Below are 18,627 nucleotides of genomic sequence, written 5' to 3'. Positions count from 1 at the left end.
GTTGCATATATACCTCTGCTTCTTGGGGGGCGGTGGGTTTGGTGTGGTGTGTTTGTTTGTGTTAGTTTCTACAACCCCCCCCCCCCCCCCCCCCCCCCCCACCACCCGGACCGGACGGCCACTCGCCCTTCCCATCACACAGGAGGAAACAATGCTGCAGGGAGCGCTGGCAGGCTTGGCCGCCGGCGGGCTGTACGCGGTGTTGGCGGTGTGCCTGACGCTGATGTCGCGCCTGGTGCGGGTGGTGAACTTCGCCCAGTCCGCCACCGGGATGTTCGGCTGTTACGTGGCGGTGTTCCTGTCCGTCCATCTCGGACTGCCGACGTGGCTCGCCACCGTCGCGGGGATCGTGCTCGGCGGGCTGCTCAGCGCGCTGCTCGGCTGGATCGTGTCCACCTGGCTCGCCGAAGCGGACACCGGTACCCGCTCGGCGGTCACGGTGGCGGTGCTGCTCCTGCTGATCTCGTTGTCGTTCATCCTGTTCGGCAACAAACCGCAGCCGTTCCATCCGATCCTCGACGGTCCGGCGGTCACCGTCGGCGGTGTGGTGATCAGCCAGGTCACCGTGGTCACCGTCGCGCTGGCCGTCCTGGTGGCGGTGGCCAGCCGGATCGTGCTGAGCCGGACACCGGCGGGAGTCCAGCTCAGGGCGCTGTCGGAACGCCCGACGACGGCGGAACTGCTGGGCATCCCGGCGAAACGGCTCAGCGTCGCGGTCTGGGCGGTCACCGGCGTGGTCAGCACGCTGGTCATCTCGATCGTGGCGCCGTCACAGTCCAACGACGCGACCTCGCTGGCGATGCTGGTGGTCCCCGCGGCCGCGGCGGCCCTGCTCGGAGGCTTCCGCCGTCTCGACCTCGCGGTCGCGGGCGGGCTGGGCCTCGGCCTGATCCAGGGCGCGGCCGCACAGGTCGACGGCCTTTCGGTGGTGCGGTACTTCCTGCCGTTCGCAGTGATCGTCGCGCTGCTGCTCTGGTCGCAGCGCAAGGAGGTGTGGGATGCGGCTCGCTGAACGCGGGATCCCGTTCGTGGTCGCCATCGTGGCGATCGCGGCCGGGTACGGCCTGAGCGTCGGGCTCGACGGGTACTTCGTCTACCTCGGCATGAGCGCCGTCGTCGCCGGGATCTCGTTGCTCGGGCTGGGGGTGGTCACCGGCAGCGCGGGCATGATCTCCCTGTGCCAGCTGACCTTCGGCGCCGTCGGCGCGTGGACGGTGTCGGCGCTGAACGAGGCGCAGGCGCCCGGCGGCTTCCTCACCTGGCTGGTGCTCGGCGGTCTCGCCGCCGGGGTGATCGGGGTACTCGTCGGGCTCCCGGCGTTGCGGCTGCGCGGGATCAACCTCGCCGTCGTCACGCTGGGGCTCGCCGCGGCGGCGGACCTCGCGCTCGTCCAGCTGCAGTTTCCCGGCGTCTCCGGCGGGATCTCGGTCGAACGGCCGGAGGCCTTCTCCGACGACCGGTCGTATTTCCAGCTCGCCGTCGTGGTGCTGGTGCTCTGCTGCCTCGCCGTGTACTTCCTGCGCCGCGGGCGCTGGGGCAGCGCCTGGCAGGCGGTGGCGTTCTCCGAACGCGGGACGGCGGCCGCCGGCACGAGCGTGCGGACGTCGAAGCTGACCGCGTTCGCCGTGAGCGCCACCCTCGGCGGGATCAGCGGCGGCCTGCTCACCGGGCAGGTCGGCATCGCCTTCCCGGCCAGTTTCACCGCGATCCAGTCGCTGGCACTGTACGTGCTGGCGATCATGTCGGGTGCGCATCTGATCGACATGGCCGTTTTCGGCGCGGTCCTGTGGGTCGGGGTGCCGGAGCTGCTCAAACGCTGGGGCATCCCGCAGGACTGGGGTTTCGTGGTGTTCGGCGTGCTCGGTGTCCAGGCATTGGCCAGTGGCGGGAACCTGGGGACCACGGTGCGGCAGGTCTGGTACCGGCGGTCCAAGAAGGAACCCGCGAAACTCGATCTCGCCGCCGAGACCGCGAACATCGAGTCCAAAGCGCCTGGTCCCCCGGTGCTCACCGTTCGTGGCCTGAGCGTGAACTTCGGACATGTGGCCGCACTGTCCTCAGTGGACATATCGGTGCCGGAACACGGCGTGCTCGGCGTCATCGGGCCGAACGGCGCGGGCAAGTCGACGCTGGTCGACGCGATCAGCGGATTCCTGCCGAACGCCGAGGGCGCCGTCGAACTCGGTGGCCGCCCGCTGACCGGATCGCCGTCGAACCGGGCCCGTGCCGGGCTGCGCCGGACGTTCCAGCAGGACCGCGTCCCGCCGGGGCTGACGGTCGGGGCGTACCTCAAGTTCCTCGCCAGGCGGCGGCTCACCGCCGACGAGATCGGCGACGCCCTGGACTTCTTCGGCTGCCCCGCCGCCCGCACTCCACTGTCGCAAGTGGACGTCGGCGCGCGCAGGCTGGTCGAGGTCGTCGGGCATCTGCTGGCGCGGCCGCGGGTCCTGCTCCTCGACGAGCCGGCCGCGGGTCTTCCGCACGAAGAGCACGTCGCGTTCGGGGAACGGCTCCGGCAGGTTCCCGCGCGGTTCGGGGTGTCGGTGTTGCTCATCGAGCACGATCTCGACCTCGTGCGCTCGGTCTGCGACACGATCACCGTCCTCGACTTCGGCAGTGTGCTGGCCTCCGGCCCGCAGGCCGAGGTACTCGCCGATCCCGCCGTCCTCAAGGCGTACATGGGTGAAACGGAGATGCTGTGAACGCTTTGCGGATAGCGGGACTGACGGTCACCCGCGGCGCGGGCCCGGTGATCCGGGACGTCGACCTGACGCTGGAGCCCGGACGGATCACGGCGCTCGTCGGCCCCAACGGTGCCGGGAAGACCAGTCTGCTGGAGGCGGTCTCCGGTGTGGTGCCCGCCTCGGCCGGGACCGTCCACATGGGATCCGACGAGATCACGAAACACTCGCGGGTCGCCCGCGCGCGGCGGGGACTGGCGCATATCGAGCAGGGTCGCGCGGTGTTCGGCGGCCTGACGGTGCTGGAGAACCTGATGCTGACCGCACGCACCCGCGCGCGGGCCGACGAACTGTTCGAGGCCTTCCCCGAACTGGAGAAACGCCGCGACTCCCCGGCCGCGCTGCTCAGCGGTGGGGAACAGCAGATGGTGGTGCTGGCCCGCGCCTTCGCCGCGCGGCCGTCGTTCCTGCTGATCGACGAAATGTCGCTGGGCCTCGCGCCCGTGGTGTTCACCCGGCTGCTGCCGATGGTGACCCGGTTCGCCGAGGAGGGCGCGGCGATCCTGCTGGTCGAGCAGTTCACGCACCTCGCGCTCGGTGTCGCGAGCGATGCGCTGGTGGTCTCTTCGGGGCGGGTCACCTACGCGGGCTCCGCGGCCGGCCTGCTGGACTCCCCCGGCACCCTGCACTCGGCGTACCTCGGCGAATCCTGACCGTCCGGAAGTCCGTGAAGGCCTCCTTGAGGGACTCTGGGTCCCTCAAGGAGGCCTTCACGGACAGGTACGTCTCCGTACAGACTGGCAAGAGCCTGCCTCCGCTGTCATCACCCTCCGACCATGTCGCGAAAGCCACTTTCAGGACATCAGACGTCGCGAAAGTGGCTTTCGCGACACGCCTGAAGGTCCTGAGCGGCGGTCGGGTCAGTAAGCCGGCTGAGCCGCAACGGCTAAGAACCCATCCCCGCCCGTTCGAACGCCAGCGTCGGCAGATCCACCGCGTGCGCGCCACCGTCCGCCACGATCACGGCGCCGGTGATGTACGACGACTCCGCAGACCCCAGGAACCGCACGATCGACGCGATCTCCTCCGGTTCGGCGGGGCGGCGCAGCGGGACCTCGGCGGTGACGCGCCGGTAGCCCTCGTCGTGGCCGCCGTCGAAGCCCGCGGCCTCGGCGAACTGGTCCATCTCGCCGTCCGCCATCGGCGTGCGCACCCAGCCGGGGCAGACCGCGTTCGCGCGCACACCCTTCGGCCCGTAGTCGCGGGCGATCGAGCGCGTCAGCCCGATCAGCGCGTGCTTCGCGACGGTGTAGCCGGCGACATTCGGCCCGGCGAACAGCCCGGCCAGCGACGACACGATGACCACCTGACCGCCGGTTTCGATCAGCGAAGGCAGCGTGGCCCGGCAGAACACGAACGCGCTGGACAGGTTCGAGCGCAGCGCCAGTTCCCATTCCTCGTCGCCGGTGTCGACCACCGAGGACAACCCGTGCCCGCCTGCGTTGGCCACCACGACGTCCAGCCTGCCGAACTTGCCGACGATCTCCGCCACGGCGTTCTCGGCGGCTTCGCGATCGCTGGCGTCGCACGCGACGACGTGCGCGCCGGTTTCGGCGGCCACCTTCTCCAGCGGCTCGAGCCGCCGTCCGAGTACCACCACCTGGGCACCCTCGTCGGCGTACCGGCGGGCCACCGCGGCACCGATTCCGGTACCGCCACCCGTGATCGCGACAACCTTCTTCACTTGCGGAGTCCTTTCTAAGCGGGAAAACCGGAGCGGGCCGAGACGCCGAAGTCGGCGAGCACGGCCTGGCCGTTGACCGCCCGCGAACGCGCGGACGCGAGGTGGAGCACCTGCCAGGCGACTTCTTCGGGAGCCTGCACCGGAAACGCGGGATCGTCGAGCACGTCGCCGAGATCGCCGCGCGCCATCGGGGTGTCGACCACCGACGGGCAGACACAGTTCACCCGGACGCCGGGGAGGTCGACCGCCAGTGCCCTGGTCATGGCGACCACAGCCCCCTTCGAAGCGCAGTACGGGACCATGCCGGGCGCACTCGTGAACGCCGAGTCACTCGCCAGCAGCACGACCGAGCCACTCGACGCGGTGAGCCAGGGCGCGGCGTGTTTGACCAGCAGGAACTGGCCGGTGACGTTGACCGCCATCAGCGCGGCGAAATCCGCCGCCGAGGTTTCGGTGACCGGTGTCCCCACCGGACCGGAGATCCCGGCACAGCCGACCACGACGTCGAGCCCGCCGAAGCGGCTCACCACGGTGTCGACAGCGGCGGCGACCGACGGCTCGTCGGTCACGTCGGCGTGGACCGCCAGGAGACCGTCGGCCAGTGTCGGCACGGGTACCCGGTCGAGGGCACCGACGCGCGCTCCCTCGGCGAGGAACGCCTGGACGCAGGCAAGGCCGATACCGGACGCCGCGCCGGTCACCAGTACGGCCTTGCCCGCGAGATCCAGTCCCATGACGTCATCCTCCGGTCCGGACCTTTCACGGAGGTTGGCCGTCAGTGCACCCTTCTTGTCCGCAGCCGCATGACGGCCTTTTCACCCGGGGTTGGACCGGCAAGACTGCGAAGCATGACCAGGCCGCATCCCCTCGACCCGCTGACCGCCGACGAACTCACCGCAGGCCGAGCGATCCTGACCGCCGAAGGCCTGCTCACCGCCACCACCAGGTTCCCGGCCGTACTGCCGGTGGAGCCGGAGAAGGGCGATGCCGCCCCCGACCGCCGCGTCCAGTACACGCTGCTGGACACCGCGACCGGCCAGGCTCGCGACGTGGTCGTCTCGCTGGCGAAACGCGAAGTGGTCTCCAACGAGGACTGTGGCCCGGGCCAGCCCGCGTACCTGTTCGAGGAGTACGACCTCGCCGCGTCGATCACGAAGGCGTCGCCGGAATGGCAGGCCGCGATGGAGCGGCGCGGGCTCGCCGACCGCGTCGAGCACGCCTTCTGCGCTCCCCTGGCGCCCGGGTTCTTCGGCAGGCCGGACGAGACCGGCCGGGTCATCCGGTCGCTGACCTTCCTGCGCGACGACGCCTCCGACAGCCCCTGGGCGCATCCCGTCGAAGGCCTGATCGTCCACATCGACCTGACCGGGCAACGAGTCATCCGCGTCGAAGACGAGGGCGACGTCCCCGTGCCGCCGGAGCACGGCCGCTACGGCGACGTCCCGGCCCGCACCACGCTCAAGCCGATCGAGATCACCCAGCCGGAGGGTCCGAGCTTCGTCGTCGACGGCAATGAGGTCACCTGGGAGGGCTGGAAACTCCGGGTCGGCTTCAACGCCCGCGAAGGCCTGACACTGCACCAGATCAGCTTCCAGGACCGCTCGGTGCTCCACCGCGCCTCGGTGCCGGAGATGGTGGTGCCCTACGGCGACACGGCGCCCGGCCGGTTCTGGATCAGCTACTTCGACGCGGGCGAGTACCTGCTCGGCAAGAACGGCAACGACCTGCGGCTGGGCTGCGACTGCCTCGGCGTCATCCACTACTTCCCCGCGTTCGTCGCCGACGACCACGGCCACCCGGTCGAGATCCCGCGCGCCATCTGCATGCACGAGGAGGATTACGGGATCCTCTGGAAGCACACGGATCTCGACGGCCGGGCCGAGGTCCGCCGGTCGCGGCGGCTGGTGATCTCGTCGATCTCCACCATCGGCAACTACGACTACGGCTTCTTCTGGTACCTCTACCTCGACGGCACCGTGGAACTGGAGGCGAAGGCCACCGGCATCGTGTTCGCCGGCGCCGCGCACACGGGCTCGGAACACCCGCACGCCAACGAGATCGCGCCCGGCCTGTTCGCGCCGGTGCACCAGCACCTGTTCTGCGCGCGGCTCGACGTGGCGATCGACGGCGAACGCAACTCGCTCGTCGAGGTCGATGTCGAACGTGTGCCGATGGGCGAACAGAACCCGTACGGGAACGCGTTCACCTGGAAGGAGACCCCGCTGCGGACCGAACAGGAGGCGCGACGGTTCGCCGATCCGGCCAAGGCGCGCGTCTGGGAGATCCGCAGCGCGGAGCGGACGAACCGGCTCGGCAAGCCCACGGCGTACCAACTCGTGCCGCGACCGTCCGCGACCCTGATGGCGCAGCCGGAATCGACCGTCCACCAGCGGGCGACGTTCGCCACCCGTCACCTGTGGGCGACGCCGTACCGCGCGGAGGAGCGTTTCCCGGCGGGTGACCGCCCGAACGCACATCCCGGCGGCGCGGGGTTGCCCGCCTGGACGGCGGCCGACCGCGACCTCACCGACACCGATCTCGTGCTGTGGCACGTCTTCGGCCCGACCCACATCCCTCGTCCGGAGGACTGGCCGGTCATGCCGGTCGACTACTCCGGTTTCTCCTTGCGCCCCTACGGGTTCCTGGACCGCAACCCGGCGCTGGACCTGCCGCCCGGCGCCGCTGACGATCACTGTTCCGCCCACGAGCACTAGGACCTTTCGATGCCCGAACTGACCCTGTCCGACACGTCCACCTGGCTGCCGCTGGACGGCCTGGCCCCCGGCTTCGACGCGAACAAGGCGCCCACGGTCGGCGACCTGCACGGCCGCACCTTCGAGCTCGCCTGCGAAGACGGCACCACGTTCACCGCCGCCTTCTCCGGCACCCGGATCGACTGGACCTACCACGGCACGGGCACCGACCGCTGCGAGACGTTCCTGGTCGACGACGACCTCTACTACGTCCAGTTCCACCCGCAGGCCCGGCAGGACGAGGCGTTCACGCTGCTGCTGGACCTGCGCCGCGGCCGCGCCCTGCTGGTGCTGAGCAAGATCGGCGACACCTCGCCCCGCGTCACCCAGTCCTTCGTGGCCGCCACGATCGGCGGCATCGAGCCGACCGGGGAATCGCTCGCCCCGACCACGTCGCTCGTCGGGCGCCGGGTGCTGTGGATGTACAGCACCGAGCACGCCTACGAGCACGTGTACCTCAGCCCGCACTGGTACACCTGGCAGTGCCTCGCGGGCCCGGAGCGGGGGCTCGCGGACACCGACGAGAACTCGGTCTACGAGCTGCGGCCGGGCATCTACGTCTTCGCCTGGCGGGAGAAGGTGATCCCGTGCGCCTCGGTGACCGTCGCCGACCACCGGGACGCGAAGCGGCTGCGCTCGCACGGTGTCCTTTTCGGACTGGACGCCACCGGCAGCACTCCCACCCACTTCACCTTCGGCGCGCACGGCAAGCTGCTGAGCACCACCGTGCACCCCGAGGCGTACGACCCGGCCGGGAGCTGAGCCTTGACCGCCGACATCGTCCTCATCAACGCCACGGTGTACACAGTGGACGGTGGTAGGCCCTGGGCCTCGTCACTGGCGATCAAGGACGGGAAGGTGCTGTCCCTGGAGGACATCGAACGCGGCCCGAGCACCGAGGTCGTCGACCTCGACGGCGCGTTCGTGATGCCCGGTCTGGTCGACGTGCACAACCATCACGCCCTGGCCGGGCGGGCGGCACTGTTCGAGCTGAACTTCGGCCTCGACGCGGGCCTGGACGACATCCTCGCCGCCGTCCGCTCGCGGGCCGCCGGGCTCGGACCGGACGAATGGGTGGTCGGCGGCGCTTGGGCGTCCACCCTGGTCGGTGCGCTTTCGCGGTCTTCGGCCCGGCACGCGCTCGACGAGGCCGCCGGCGGGCGCCCGGTCATGCTGTCGGACGACAGCAGGCACAACCGCTGGGTGAGCAGCCGGGCCTTGGAGCTGGCGGGCGTCACCGCGTCGACGCCCGATCCGGCGGGCGGGGAGATCGTCCGCGATCCCTCCACGGGTGAACCTGTCGGCGTCCTGCTCGAGGCGGCGGGCGTCGCCGTCGAGCGGGCGCTCAGCGAGACACGGACACTCAGCGCGGAGCAGCACGTGGCGGCGTCGCGGCACGGGATCGGCACCCTGCACTCGTACGGGGTCACCGCGTTCCAGGACGCAGGGGTCTCCGCGGACATCCTGCGGGCGCTGAAGGCGCTCGACGACGCGGGCGAGCTGCACGCGTGGGTCGTCTCGTCGCTGCTGATCAACGACCCGATCTTCGGCTTCGACCCGATCGGGGCACCGTTGCTGGAGGTCGCCGGGCAGTACCGGAGCGAGCATCACCGGCCGGACTTCGTGAAGATCTTCCTCGACGGGGTCCCGCCGACGCGGACCGCCGCCTTCCTGGAGCCGTACCTGCCGGACGCCGCGCACGGAGCCTGCCACCACGGCGCCACCACCATGCCGGGTGACGAACTCGTGGGCTGGCTGCGCACCGCGGCCGCGGCGGGGCTGTCGGCCAAGGTCCACTGCACCGGGGACGCGTCGGTGCGCGCGACGCTCGACGCCGTCGAGAAGGTGCGTGCCGAAGGCTTCGCCGACGCGCGTTTCCAGGTCGCGCACGGCCAGTTCGTCCACCCCGACGATCTCCCGCGCTTCGCCGCGCTGGGTGTCGCCGCGGACATCTCGCCGTTCCTGTGGGTCCCCGGCGTCATCCCGGCGGCCATCGCCGAGGTGCTGCCCGGCGAGCGGGCGGGCCGGATGCAGCCGAACCGGTCGCTGCTGGACGAAGGTGCGCTGGTGGCGGGCGGTTCGGATTGGCCGGTCAGCGAGTCCCCGAACGCGTGGGAGGGCATCCACGGCCTCGTCACGCGCCAGGATCCGACCGGCACGTTCCCCGGCGCGCTGTGGCCGGAGCAGGCGATCACCCTGGCCGAGGCGATCGACGTCTTCACCCTGGCCGCCGCCCGCGCGATGGGGCTGGGCGACGTCACCGGCTCGCTGGTCCCCGGGAAGTCGGCGGATTTCGTCGTACTGGACCGCGATCCGTTCCGGACCGATCCGTCCGCGCTCGTCAAGACAAAGGTGACACAAACGTGGTTCGCCGGGCACCGCGTGTATCACCGCGACTGATCTCCTACACTGGTAGAAGAACCAGTGCGGGAGGTCTGCCGATGCCGAAGATCATCGACCACGACGAGCGGCGAAGCCATATCGTCGACGTCACCTGGGATTTGATCACCCAGGGCGGGATCGAGGCCGCCACCATGCGCGAGATCGCGGCGGCCGCCGGCTTCGCGAACGGCGCGCTCAAGCTGTACTTCCCGAGCAAGGAAGACATCATCCAGGCCACCTACGAACGCGCGCTCGGCATGATGCGCGAGTACGTGGAGCTGGACGAGTTGCGCGGGCTGACCGCGCTCCGCGAGCTGTGCGTCTCGTCGATGCCCATCGACGAGGACCGCATCGCCGCGGGGCGCGTCCTGCTCACCTTCTGGCAGCTTTCGCTGACCAACCCGAAACTGCAGGACAAGTACCTCGAGCACATCCGCTCGTGGCGGGGCCTGCTGCACCGGTATCTCACCGAGGGCCGGGAGGACGGCGACATCGTCACCGAAACCCCCGACGAGCAGCTGGTCGACGAGATCGTGCTGATCAACGCCGGGGCGAACGTGATGAGCCTGGTCGCCGGGGAGTTCTCGACGATCGCCCTCCAGCGGCAGCACCTGGAGTCCTTCTTCGAACGCCTCACGCGCCCCTGACGCCACGTACTACCGCATTTCGTCCTCTGAATGCGGTAGTACGTGGCGCCGACTACCGCATTCAGAGGACTGAACGCGGGGGGTCGAAGACCCGGGTCAGGAAGCTCGCCACGTGCCGGTGCGACCGTGGCGAGGCGGGAAGATCCGTGTAGAGACCGTAGAACCCATGGATCTGCCCCGAGTACCGCGTCATCTCCACCTGAGTCCCGGCGTCGGTCAGGCGCCGCGCGAACTCCTCCCCTTCATCCCGCAGGACGTCGTACTCGGCTGTGAGCACCAGTGCCGGCGGCAGCCTGGTCAGGTCGTCGGCGCGCAGCGGCAGCAGATACGGATCGTTCAGGTGCGCCGGATCCGACACGTACTGCTCGAAGAAGAACCGCATCGCCCCGGCGGTCATCCCGAAGCCCTCGGCGAAGTCCACATAGGACCGGAAACCGTCGTCCGGGTGACCGTAGACCGGGCAGATCAGCACCTGCGCGGCCACCGGCGGACCGCCCCGGTCACGGGACATCATCGAGACCACCGTCGACAGATTGCCACCCGCGCTCTCGCCTCCGACGGCGATCCGTTCCCCGTCCACCGAGGGGCCCGCACCGCCCGCGGCGAGCCACTCGACGACGGCGTAGCAGTCGTCCGGGGCCGCCGGGTACGGATGCTCGGGCGCGAGCCGGTAGTCGACCGCGACGACGGCGACCCCGGCCGCGTTGCACACCGCCCGCGACGCGACCTCGTTCTCGTCGATCGAGCCGATCGTCCACCCACCGCCGTGGATCCAGACGAACGCGGGCACCGGCGCCGTGGCCTCGGGCAGATAGATCCGCACCCGCACCCCGGAAGGCAGGACGTGATCGGTGACCGAAGCGACCTCTTCGACCGAATCGGGACGTCGCCACGAAGCGGCGAAAACGGCTCGCAGCTCCGGAGCGGTCAGCGGGGTGGCCGGAGCTTCCGGCTGCGCGCTGCGGGCCAGCAGTTCCTTGACCGCGGGATCGAGGGTCACGGTCACACCGCTTCCGCGACGAGCACCCGCGGGCTGCCCGGCAGCGCGAGCCGGTCGGTGACCCGCCAGCCCGCCGCGCTCAGCCACTCCCGGACCTCCGCCTCCGGATAGACGACGGTCCCGTCGATCACCAGGTACTCCCCCGCGTGCAGCGCGTCGATCGGCCGCTGGACCGCGTCGTCGTCGAGGAAGAAGTCGAGCAAGAGCAACGTCGCCCCCGTCGCGGCGGCGGCACGGGCGTTGCGCAGGATCTCAGCGTTCTGCTCGGCGTCGAACCGGTGGACGACGTGGTTGACCATCACCAGGTCGAACTCGCCTTCGGGCCGCGCGGTGGGCGTCTCCGCTCCGATGACGGTCGCGCGGTCCGCCAGGCCCGCTTCGGCCGCCGCGGTGGTGACCGACTCGGTGAAACCGGGGTCGAAGACGAACGTGGTGTGCAGTGCGTCGTTGGTCTTCATGGCTTCGACGGCGAACGCGCTGGAGAGCCCGCCGAGGTCCAGAGCCTTTCGATGCGAGCCGAAGTCGTACGCGCCGGCCAGCATCTTGGCGTGCAGGGCGTTATACGTCATGACACCGGCCATGAACGTGCCCCAGCGCGCGTCGTCCATCTCCAGCTTGCCCGGCTCGCCACTGTCGGCAGTGTGGCCGAACTGCAGCCAATGCGGGTAGCTGATCGTGTCCAGGAACGTCAGGAACGGCGCCAGATCGAGGTCTCCGCCGCCGAGGTACGCCGCGGCGTCGGCGGCCAGTTCGTACCGTCCGTCCACACGGGACAGCAGCCCGAGTGATGACATGGCGTCACCGAGGATGCGGGTGATCTTCTCCGGTTTGCCGGTCTTCCCCGCCAGTTCCGCGGCCGTCAGCGGGCCGTCGGCGAGTGCGGTGAACAGGCCGATCCGGCTCGCCGCGAAAAGTTGCTTGGCCGCCATGTACCCCACGGCGATGTCCACGATCCGCTCGGGACCGGCAGTCTTGGTCGACCCGCTCACGGGTGCCCTCCTTAGCTCGTTTCCGCCGAGAGTCTACAGGCGTAGACAAAAGAATCCAGTGCAAGTTTTCGCCCACTGCCAGGGAAAACTTGCCGGATATCAACTTCCTACATTCGTAGAATATACCCATTGACAGCGCACTCCCCCAGTGTCAACATGCGTAGAACTACCCCCGCCGGAGGTCCGTTCCCCGGCAGTGCGGTCCGCTCCGGGCGGGCTCGGGAAAGGGGATTCATGACCCTGCTCGAATTACGAGAACTCACCGTCGGCGTCATCGCCGACGAAACCGAACGCGAACTCGTGCGCGAACTCTCGTTCGACCTCGAACAAGGCCGGACACTCTGCGTGGTCGGCGAATCCGGCAGCGGTAAAACGGTGACGGCCTTGTCGATCATCCGGTTACTGGAGTTCGTCGCGCCGGTGTTCACCCGCGGCGAGATCAGCGTCGACGGCGTCGACCTCACGCGGCTTTCCGCCGACGAGATGCGCGCGTACCGCGGCCCGCGGATCGGCATGATCTTCCAGGAGGCGCTGGACTCACTGAACCCGAGCCAACGGGTCGGCAAGCAGCTGATCGAGGCCTACCGGAAGCCCGGCTCCCTGCCGCGCCAAGCCGCGCGCAAGGGCACGCCGTTGCACCGCGAGGCTGAGGCGAAGGCCCGCGGCCTGTTGAAGGAGGTCGGCCTCACCGACACCGACCGGGTGCTTTCCCTGTACCCGCACCAGATGTCGGGCGGGATGCAGCAGCGCGTGATGATCGCGCTGGCCCTGATGGCCGATCCGAGCCTGCTGATCGCCGACGAGCCGACCACGGCACTGGACGTGACCACGCAAGCGGAGATCCTCACCCTGTTCGATCGCGTCCGCCGCGACCACGGCACCGCGTGCGTCTTCATCACGCACGACATGGGCGTGGCCGCGCAGGTGGCGGACCGGATCGCGGTGATGTACCGCGGCGAACTGGTCGAGCTCGGGTCCACAGAGGACATTCTGCACGCGCCGAAGCATCCCTACACCAAGGCGTTGCTCGACTGCGTTCCGCAACTCGGGGTCAGCAGGCGCGACGGCTTCCCCACCATCTCCGAGGCACTGCTCGAAGCCGCGATGAACGGCGAATCGGCGGTCGCGACCGAAACCAGGTCGTTGAGCCGCACGAAGACCGCGGACACCGGGGACGGCACCGCGCTCGTCATCGACTCGGTGTCCAAAGTGTACGGACGACGTGGCCGGTTCTCGCTGAGCCGCGAACCCGAGGTGCACGCGGTCAAGGACGTCTCGCTGGAGATCGCGCCCGGCGAATTCTTCGGCCTGGTCGGGGAATCCGGTTCGGGCAAGACCACCCTCGGCCGGCTGGTGAGCGCGCTGGAAACCCCCACCGAAGGCACCATCACCTTCGGCGAGCACCGGTGCACGCCGTCCGGCCTCGACGGTGACGAGCGCGCGTTCCGCCGCCGCGCACAGCTGATCTTCCAGGACCCGCAGAGCTCGCTCGATCCGCGGCACACCGCCGCCCGGATCATCGCCGAGCCGCTGCGGGAACTCACCGGCCTCCGCGGCGCCGAACTCGACCGTCGTGTCACCGAACTGATCGACGAGGTCGGTCTTCCCTCCGACACCGCGAAGAAGCTGCCCTCGCAGCTCTCCGGCGGACAGAGGCAGCGCGTCTCGATCGCGCGCGCGATCGCGGCCGAACCCGACCTCATCGTCGCCGACGAGCCGACCTCCGCGCTCGACGTCTCGGTGCAGGGCCAGGTGATGAACCTGCTCCTTGACCTGCGGCGCACCCGTGCGCTCAGCTTCCTGTTCATCACGCACAACCTCAGCCTGGTGCTCTCGGTCGCCGATCGCGTCGGCGTGATGTACCGGGGCGAACTGATCGAGATCGGCGAACCGGACGAGATCCGGCTGCACGCCCGGCACGAGTACACCCGCCGTCTCCTCGCGGCGAATCCCGAACTGCCCGCCCACCCCCACACTGGAGTGCGGAACCCATGAGACGAACCCTGACCAAGGCCGCGCTCGGCCTGGCGACCGTCCTGCTGCTCAGCTCGTGCATGGGAGGGCAGGCCGGCGGTGGGGCCGCCGACGGGCCCCCGAAGCCGGGCGGCAATCTCAACGTCGCCGTGCCCACCGATCCGCAGTCTCTCGACATGGTCGCGAATCCCGGCCAGGTGACCGCCCACATCGGCAACATGATGTACGAGAAACTGTTCGAAGTGGACCGCGGCTTCACCGCCCGCCCCATGCTGGTCGAGGACTACACCACCAGCCCGGACAGGCTCACCTACACCTTCAAGCTCCGCCAGGGTGTCACCTTCCACGACGGCAACCCGCTGACGTCGGAAGACGTCGTGGCGAGCCTGAAGCGGTGGCAGCAGGTGCACCGTACCGGCCAGCTGGTCACGCCGGACATCGAGGCGATCACGCCCGCCGATCCGGCGACGGTGACCATCAAGCTCAAGCAGCCGCGCTACCCGCTGATCAACGAACTCGCCGGCGCGGGCACGGAGATCTACGAGGCGAAGAACCTCACCGGTGTCGCGCCGACCGGGTTCGCCCAGGACAAGGCGATCGGGACCGGTCCGTACAAGCTGAAGAGCTGGGACATCGGCCGTGAACTGGTGCTGGAGCGGTACACCGGCTACAAGTCACGGTCCGAAGAGGACTGGGGCGGGCAGGCGGGTGCCAAGCACGCGTACCTGGACACCGTGACCTACAAGGTGGTCTCCGACCAGGACGCGCTGATCAACGGCCTGCAGACCGGACAGTGGGACCACATCATGCCCACGAACGACCAGTACGAGCCGCTGCGCAACAACCCGGCCGTGGTCGTGCACAATCTGCCGGGCGGCAACGACAACGTGGTGATCCCGAACTTCAACACCGGTTCGAAGTTCGCCGACCCCCGCGCCCGTGAAGCGCTGAACCTGTTGCTGGACAAGCCCGCGCTCAACGCGGCCACGGGCGGCAGCAAGGACCTCACCGTCGAGACCGGTGCCTTCGCCTCGCCGGACAACAAGCAGTTCTATTCCACCGCGGGTGAAGAGGTCTACAAGGCGCACGATCCGGAGAAGGCCAAGCAACTGCTGGCCGCGGCGGGCATCACCGCCGGCGCGACGATCCGCATCGTCACCACGAACTCGTACCCGGAGTTCGGCAAATGGGCCGTGCTGATCCAGGACAGCCTGTCGAAGATCGGCATCAACACCAAGATCGACACCTTCGACTTCGCCACCATGCTCGGCACGCTGACCAAGGAACCGGGCGGCTGGGACATCACCACGCTGTTCTTCGACTCGGCGCTGACCTCGCCCGCGCAGATGCCCGCGCTCACCCTGGGCACGCTGAACGGCTCTGCCTCGCCCGAACTGGACGGGCTCATGGCGGAGTTCAACGCCTCGACCACCCCTGAGCAGGCGAAGGCGGTGGTGGACAAGCTGCAGGCGTTCACCTGGAAGCAGCTTTCGGTGATCACCCTGAGCCAGTCCAAGCTGTACGCGGCCTACTCCCCCAAGCTCAAGGGCTACGGCGACTTCTACCGCGTCTTCTGGAACACCTGGCTGGCGTCATGACCGGTCTGCTGCTGCGCAGGCTGCGCGATCTGGTGATCATCCTGGTGATCGTCGGGACGATGATGTTCTTCGTCATCCGGCTCATTCCCGGCGACCCGGCGCAGGCCATCCTCGGCCCGACCGCACGACCGTCCGATGTGGACGCGTTGCGGGAGAGCATGGGACTGAACGGGACGCTCTGGGAGCAGTACTTCAGCTGGGCCGGGAACGTGCTGCAGGGCGACTTCGGCACGTCGATCACCTATCACGCGCCGGTGCTCGGCGTGGTCGCCGACCATATCCTCCCGACGCTGACCCTCGCCGTGTTGTCGACGGTGATCAGCTTCTTCCTCTCCGTCGCGATCACCTCGTGGCAGGCGGTGTCGCCGCGCAATCCGGTGGCGCGGGCACTGGACCGATTGTCCGCGCTCGGGATGGCGATGCCGGACTTCTGGATCTCGCTGATGCTCGTGCTGGTGTTCTCGGTGACGCTGCGCTGGTTCCCCTCCAGCGGCTACGAGAACCTGTTCACCGATCCCGCGACGGCGGTGCCGGCACTGGTGCTGCCGCTGACCGTGCTCGTCATCGGGCAGACCGCGTTGTTCGTGCTCACCCTGCGCGAAAGCCTGCTCGGTGAGCTGCCGTTCGCGTATCTGCGCACCGCGCGGGTCAAGGGGCTGTCCGAACGGCAGGTCATGACCAAACATGTCCTGCCGAACGCCCTGATGCCGCTGATCACCCAGCTGGGCAGCAATTTCGCCATGCTGGTCGGCGGGATCGTGATCATCGAGTCCATCTTCGTCGTGCCGGGGCTGGGCCATTTGCTGATGGGCGCGGTGTCCACCCGCGACTTCCCGCTGATCCAGGGTGTGACGCTGTTCGTCGCGGTGCTGTTCGTGCTGGTCAACCTGCTGGTGGACCTGTCGTACGCGCTGCTCGACCCGAAGGTGCGTGTCTCGTGAGCGTGGCTCTCGTGGAGAAGACGTCGCCGGTGCGCGAAAAGCCGTCGTCCGGCCGCGCGGCCCGGGTGTTCCGGCGTAACCGGATGCTGGTGATCAGCACGGCGATCCTGGCGGTGATCGTCCTGGCCGTGATCGTGCTGCCGTTCTTCCTGCCGAGCGTCAGCGCGACCGACCCGGTGAACCGGCTGCTGCCGCCGTCGGCCGGGCATCCGCTCGGCACCGACTCGTTCGGCCGTGACGTGCTCGCCCGGCTGGTGTCCGGCGGGCGTGCGTCGCTCGGACTGTCCGCGCTGATCACCCTGTGCGCGGCCTTCACCGGCCTGGTGATCGGGCTGATCAGCGGCTTCTTCCGCGCGGCCGACGCGGTGCTGATGCGGGTGATGGACGCCTGGATGTCGTTCCCGGCGATCATTCTCGCGATGGCGCTGGCGATCTCGCTCGGCGCGAGCATCTGGACCGAACTGATCGCGCTGACGGTGATCTTCACACCGTTCACCGCCCGCGTCATCCGCAGCCGGGTGCTCGGCATCGCCGGCCGCGCCTACATCGGCGCGGCGCGCGTCTCGGGGATGAGCCGCTGGAAGATCCTCGTCGTGCACGTGTTCCCGAACGTGCTGCCTCTCGCGCTGGTGCAGGTGGTGATCCTGTCCGCGGCGGCGATGCTGGTGGACGGGGCGATGAGCTTCCTCGGTCTCGGTATCGCTCCCCCGACCCCGACCTGGGGCAACATGATCGCCGAAGGCCGGTCGTACCTGGTGCAGGCGCCCTGGCTGGTGATCGTGCCCGGCGTGACGATCATGGTGTGCGTCTTCCTGCTGAACCTCATCGGCTCGTCACTGCGGATCGCCGTCGACGCCCGCGCGCGGACGCTGAGCGAGATGCTGCGCCTGCGCACCCGCCGCCCCTCCGGCAGCTGAGAAAGGATCCCGTTGTCTGCCACTACTTCCTTGGCCGTGCGCCGATTCGCTCCCGAAACCGTCTCGGGACCGCCTGTACTCCTGGTGCACGGATTCGCCTCCGACGGCCACACCGACTGGATCACCACCGGGTGGCCTGCCGCGCTCACCGCCGCGGGCCGCGAGGTGGTGATACCGGACCTTCCCGCGCATGGCTCCAGCCCGGCCCCCGCGGGTTCCTTGGGCGCGGCCGCGATCACCGCCGAACTGTCGCGGCTCGTCACCGATCTGTCCGAAGTGGACGTTGTCGGGTACTCACTGGGCGCGCGACTGGCGTGGGAGCTTCCCGCCCAGGCTCCCGTCCGGCGGCTGGTGCTCGCGGGGGTGAGCCCGTTCGAACCGTTCGGCGCCGTCGACGTCCCGGCCGCGCTCGCGTTCGCCGGTGGCGGCAAGGCTCCGTCGGATCCGCTGACCGGCATGATCGCGCATATGATCACCGCGCCGGGGCGGAATCCCGCCGCGCTCGCGCGGTGCATCGAGGATCTGCGCGCGGAGCCTTTCGCGCCGGTTGCCGGTGCCGTCGCCGTACCGACCCGGTTCGTCGCGGGCGTGGAGGATCCGGTGAGCCAGGGCATCGAGACGCTGGTGGAACTGGTGCCGGGATCCTCGCTGGTGCGGGTGCCCGGGGATCACGGCGGGGCTTTGCGGAGCCCGGAGTTCAAGGCTGCCGTGCTGGAGTTTCTGGGCTAAAGCATCGTGAGTGGTATCGCGGTGAGACCGCGAGCAAGGTGGCCTTCGGCGTGCGGCACCAGCGGCACCCTGGTGGACCTGAGTGTCCACACAGGACGTTTGCTGACGCCCTAATGGTCGTTTGATGCTCACATGACCGGTTTTCCGTGGGGTCGCGAGTGGCAAGTGGTGTTCTATTTTGAGCCGAAGGTCAAACGTGGCGTGTTCTCGGGCGGCCCGATGATGGGATGAAGGCTCCCTTCGCCGCGTCTAATGCGGTGAAAGGAGCCTTC

At 69.1% G+C, this 18,627-nt stretch carries 16 protein-coding genes; 12 read left to right on the top strand and 4 right to left on the bottom strand.

Translation table 11 applies throughout. The annotated features are described in order from the left end of the window. The first annotated feature begins 151 nt into the window (after positions 1 to 151). From ACIRGA_RS39420 to ACIRGA_RS39410, 3 genes are read left to right on the top strand one after another with little or no spacing between them, the layout of a single operon-like run. Positions 152 to 1,012, top strand: a complete 861-nt coding sequence (locus tag ACIRGA_RS39420) for a branched-chain amino acid ABC transporter permease (RefSeq protein WP_400952104.1) — start codon at positions 152 to 154, stop codon at positions 1,010 to 1,012. Beyond that, positions 999 to 2,702: an ATP-binding cassette domain-containing protein gene (locus tag ACIRGA_RS39415; protein ID WP_400952101.1), complete on the top strand. Its 1,704-nt coding sequence runs from the start codon at positions 999 to 1,001 to the stop codon at positions 2,700 to 2,702. Before ACIRGA_RS39420 ends, ACIRGA_RS39415 begins: the two co-directional genes overlap by 14 nt. Then, positions 2,699 to 3,394, top strand: coding sequence for an ABC transporter ATP-binding protein (locus ACIRGA_RS39410; RefSeq protein WP_400952099.1), 696 nt, complete (start codon positions 2,699 to 2,701; stop codon positions 3,392 to 3,394). The genes ACIRGA_RS39415 and ACIRGA_RS39410 overlap by 4 nt, the downstream gene beginning before the upstream one ends. A 233-nt stretch (positions 3,395 to 3,627) precedes the next feature. Here ACIRGA_RS39410 and ACIRGA_RS39405 read toward each other — a convergent pair whose 3' ends face one another. Together ACIRGA_RS39405 and ACIRGA_RS39400 are read right to left on the bottom strand one after the other, a co-directional pair. Further along, the gene (locus ACIRGA_RS39405) at positions 3,628 to 4,425 is read right to left on the bottom strand and encodes an SDR family NAD(P)-dependent oxidoreductase (RefSeq protein ID WP_400952097.1); all 798 of its coding nucleotides are present in this window, start codon (positions 4,423 to 4,425) and stop codon (positions 3,628 to 3,630) included. A 14-nt stretch (positions 4,426 to 4,439) separates the two neighbouring features. Continuing rightward, positions 4,440 to 5,159 carry an SDR family NAD(P)-dependent oxidoreductase gene (locus tag ACIRGA_RS39400; protein ID WP_400952094.1) on the bottom strand — a complete coding sequence of 240 codons (720 nt, stop codon included), beginning with the start codon at positions 5,157 to 5,159 and terminating at the stop codon, positions 4,440 to 4,442. 114 nt (positions 5,160 to 5,273) lie between these two features. Here ACIRGA_RS39400 and ACIRGA_RS39395 point away from each other — a divergent pair, with 114 nt between their 5' ends. Genes ACIRGA_RS39395 through ACIRGA_RS39380 form a run of 4 tightly spaced genes read left to right on the top strand, consistent with a single transcriptional unit; the run spans position 5,274 to position 10,207 of the window. After that, positions 5,274 to 7,139 (top strand): primary-amine oxidase, encoded by a 1,866-nt coding sequence (locus ACIRGA_RS39395; protein WP_400952092.1) that lies wholly within the window; start codon positions 5,274 to 5,276, stop codon positions 7,137 to 7,139. A 9-nt stretch (positions 7,140 to 7,148) separates the two neighbouring features. Further along, positions 7,149 to 7,940 carry a molybdenum cofactor biosynthesis F family protein gene (locus ACIRGA_RS39390; protein ID WP_400952088.1) on the top strand — a complete coding sequence of 264 codons (792 nt, stop codon included), beginning with the start codon at positions 7,149 to 7,151 and terminating at the stop codon, positions 7,938 to 7,940. Between the two features lie 3 nt (positions 7,941 to 7,943). Further along, positions 7,944 to 9,578 (top strand): amidohydrolase, encoded by a 1,635-nt coding sequence (locus ACIRGA_RS39385; RefSeq protein WP_400952085.1) that lies wholly within the window; start codon positions 7,944 to 7,946, stop codon positions 9,576 to 9,578. Between the two features lie 41 nt (positions 9,579 to 9,619). After that, positions 9,620 to 10,207: a TetR/AcrR family transcriptional regulator gene (locus ACIRGA_RS39380; protein ID WP_400952083.1), complete on the top strand. Its 588-nt coding sequence runs from the start codon at positions 9,620 to 9,622 to the stop codon at positions 10,205 to 10,207. Between the two features lie 61 nt (positions 10,208 to 10,268). Here ACIRGA_RS39380 and ACIRGA_RS39375 read toward each other — a convergent pair whose 3' ends face one another. Further along, positions 10,269 to 11,213, bottom strand: a complete 945-nt coding sequence (locus ACIRGA_RS39375; protein WP_400952080.1) for an alpha/beta hydrolase — start codon at positions 11,211 to 11,213, stop codon at positions 10,269 to 10,271. After that, complete coding sequence (locus ACIRGA_RS39370; protein ID WP_400952078.1) at positions 11,210 to 12,196, bottom strand: methyltransferase dimerization domain-containing protein; 987 nt, start codon at positions 12,194 to 12,196, stop codon at positions 11,210 to 11,212. Before ACIRGA_RS39370 ends, ACIRGA_RS39375 begins: the two co-directional genes overlap by 4 nt. Positions 12,197 to 12,430: 234 nt before the next feature. On the opposite strand from ACIRGA_RS39370, the gene ACIRGA_RS39365 reads away from it, so the two are divergent. The 5 genes from ACIRGA_RS39365 to ACIRGA_RS39345 are packed head-to-tail and all read left to right on the top strand — an operon-like array spanning position 12,431 to position 18,355. Further along, positions 12,431 to 14,191, top strand: coding sequence for a dipeptide ABC transporter ATP-binding protein (locus tag ACIRGA_RS39365; protein WP_400952075.1), 1,761 nt, complete (start codon positions 12,431 to 12,433; stop codon positions 14,189 to 14,191). Beyond that, a complete protein-coding gene (locus tag ACIRGA_RS39360) occupies positions 14,188 to 15,768 on the top strand; it encodes an ABC transporter substrate-binding protein (protein WP_400952072.1) in 1,581 nt (526 codons plus the stop codon). The genes ACIRGA_RS39365 and ACIRGA_RS39360 overlap by 4 nt, the downstream gene beginning before the upstream one ends. Further along, entirely contained in the window at positions 15,765 to 16,709 is a 945-nt protein-coding gene (locus ACIRGA_RS39355) for an ABC transporter permease (protein ID WP_400952069.1), read from the top strand. Before ACIRGA_RS39360 ends, ACIRGA_RS39355 begins: the two co-directional genes overlap by 4 nt. Then, positions 16,706 to 17,626: an ABC transporter permease gene (locus tag ACIRGA_RS39350; protein ID WP_400952066.1), complete on the top strand. Its 921-nt coding sequence runs from the start codon at positions 16,706 to 16,708 to the stop codon at positions 17,624 to 17,626. The genes ACIRGA_RS39355 and ACIRGA_RS39350 overlap by 4 nt, the downstream gene beginning before the upstream one ends. Before the next feature lie 30 nt (positions 17,627 to 17,656). Next, a complete protein-coding gene (locus tag ACIRGA_RS39345; RefSeq protein WP_400952106.1) occupies positions 17,657 to 18,355 on the top strand; it encodes an alpha/beta fold hydrolase in 699 nt (232 codons plus the stop codon). Positions 18,356 to 18,627: the final 272 nt, after the last annotated feature.

Source organism: Amycolatopsis sp. NPDC102389 (assembly GCF_044765885.1).
In the GTDB taxonomy this organism is placed as follows: Bacteria; Actinomycetota; Actinomycetes; order Mycobacteriales; family Pseudonocardiaceae; genus Amycolatopsis.
This window is presented reverse-complemented; position numbering and strand designations above follow the sequence as displayed.

Bases quoted from the DNA above. Each gene is read 5' to 3' on its own strand.
- ACIRGA_RS39420 (WP_400952104.1), top strand. From the start codon at position 152: ATGCTGCAGGGAGCGCTGGCAGGCTTGGCCGCCGGCGGGCTGTACGCG.
- ACIRGA_RS39400 (WP_400952094.1), bottom strand. From the start codon at position 5,159: ATGGGACTGGATCTCGCGGGCAAGGCCGTACTGGTGACCGGCGCGGCG.
- ACIRGA_RS39415 (WP_400952101.1), top strand. From the start codon at position 999: ATGCGGCTCGCTGAACGCGGGATCCCGTTCGTGGTCGCCATCGTGGCG.
- ACIRGA_RS39365 (WP_400952075.1), top strand. From the start codon at position 12,431: ATGACCCTGCTCGAATTACGAGAACTCACCGTCGGCGTCATCGCCGAC.
- ACIRGA_RS39390 (WP_400952088.1), top strand. From the start codon at position 7,149: ATGCCCGAACTGACCCTGTCCGACACGTCCACCTGGCTGCCGCTGGAC.
- ACIRGA_RS39355 (WP_400952069.1), top strand. From the start codon at position 15,765: ATGACCGGTCTGCTGCTGCGCAGGCTGCGCGATCTGGTGATCATCCTG.
- ACIRGA_RS39380 (WP_400952083.1), top strand. From the start codon at position 9,620: ATGCCGAAGATCATCGACCACGACGAGCGGCGAAGCCATATCGTCGAC.
- ACIRGA_RS39395 (WP_400952092.1), top strand. From the start codon at position 5,274: ATGACCAGGCCGCATCCCCTCGACCCGCTGACCGCCGACGAACTCACC.
- ACIRGA_RS39360 (WP_400952072.1), top strand. From the start codon at position 14,188: ATGAGACGAACCCTGACCAAGGCCGCGCTCGGCCTGGCGACCGTCCTG.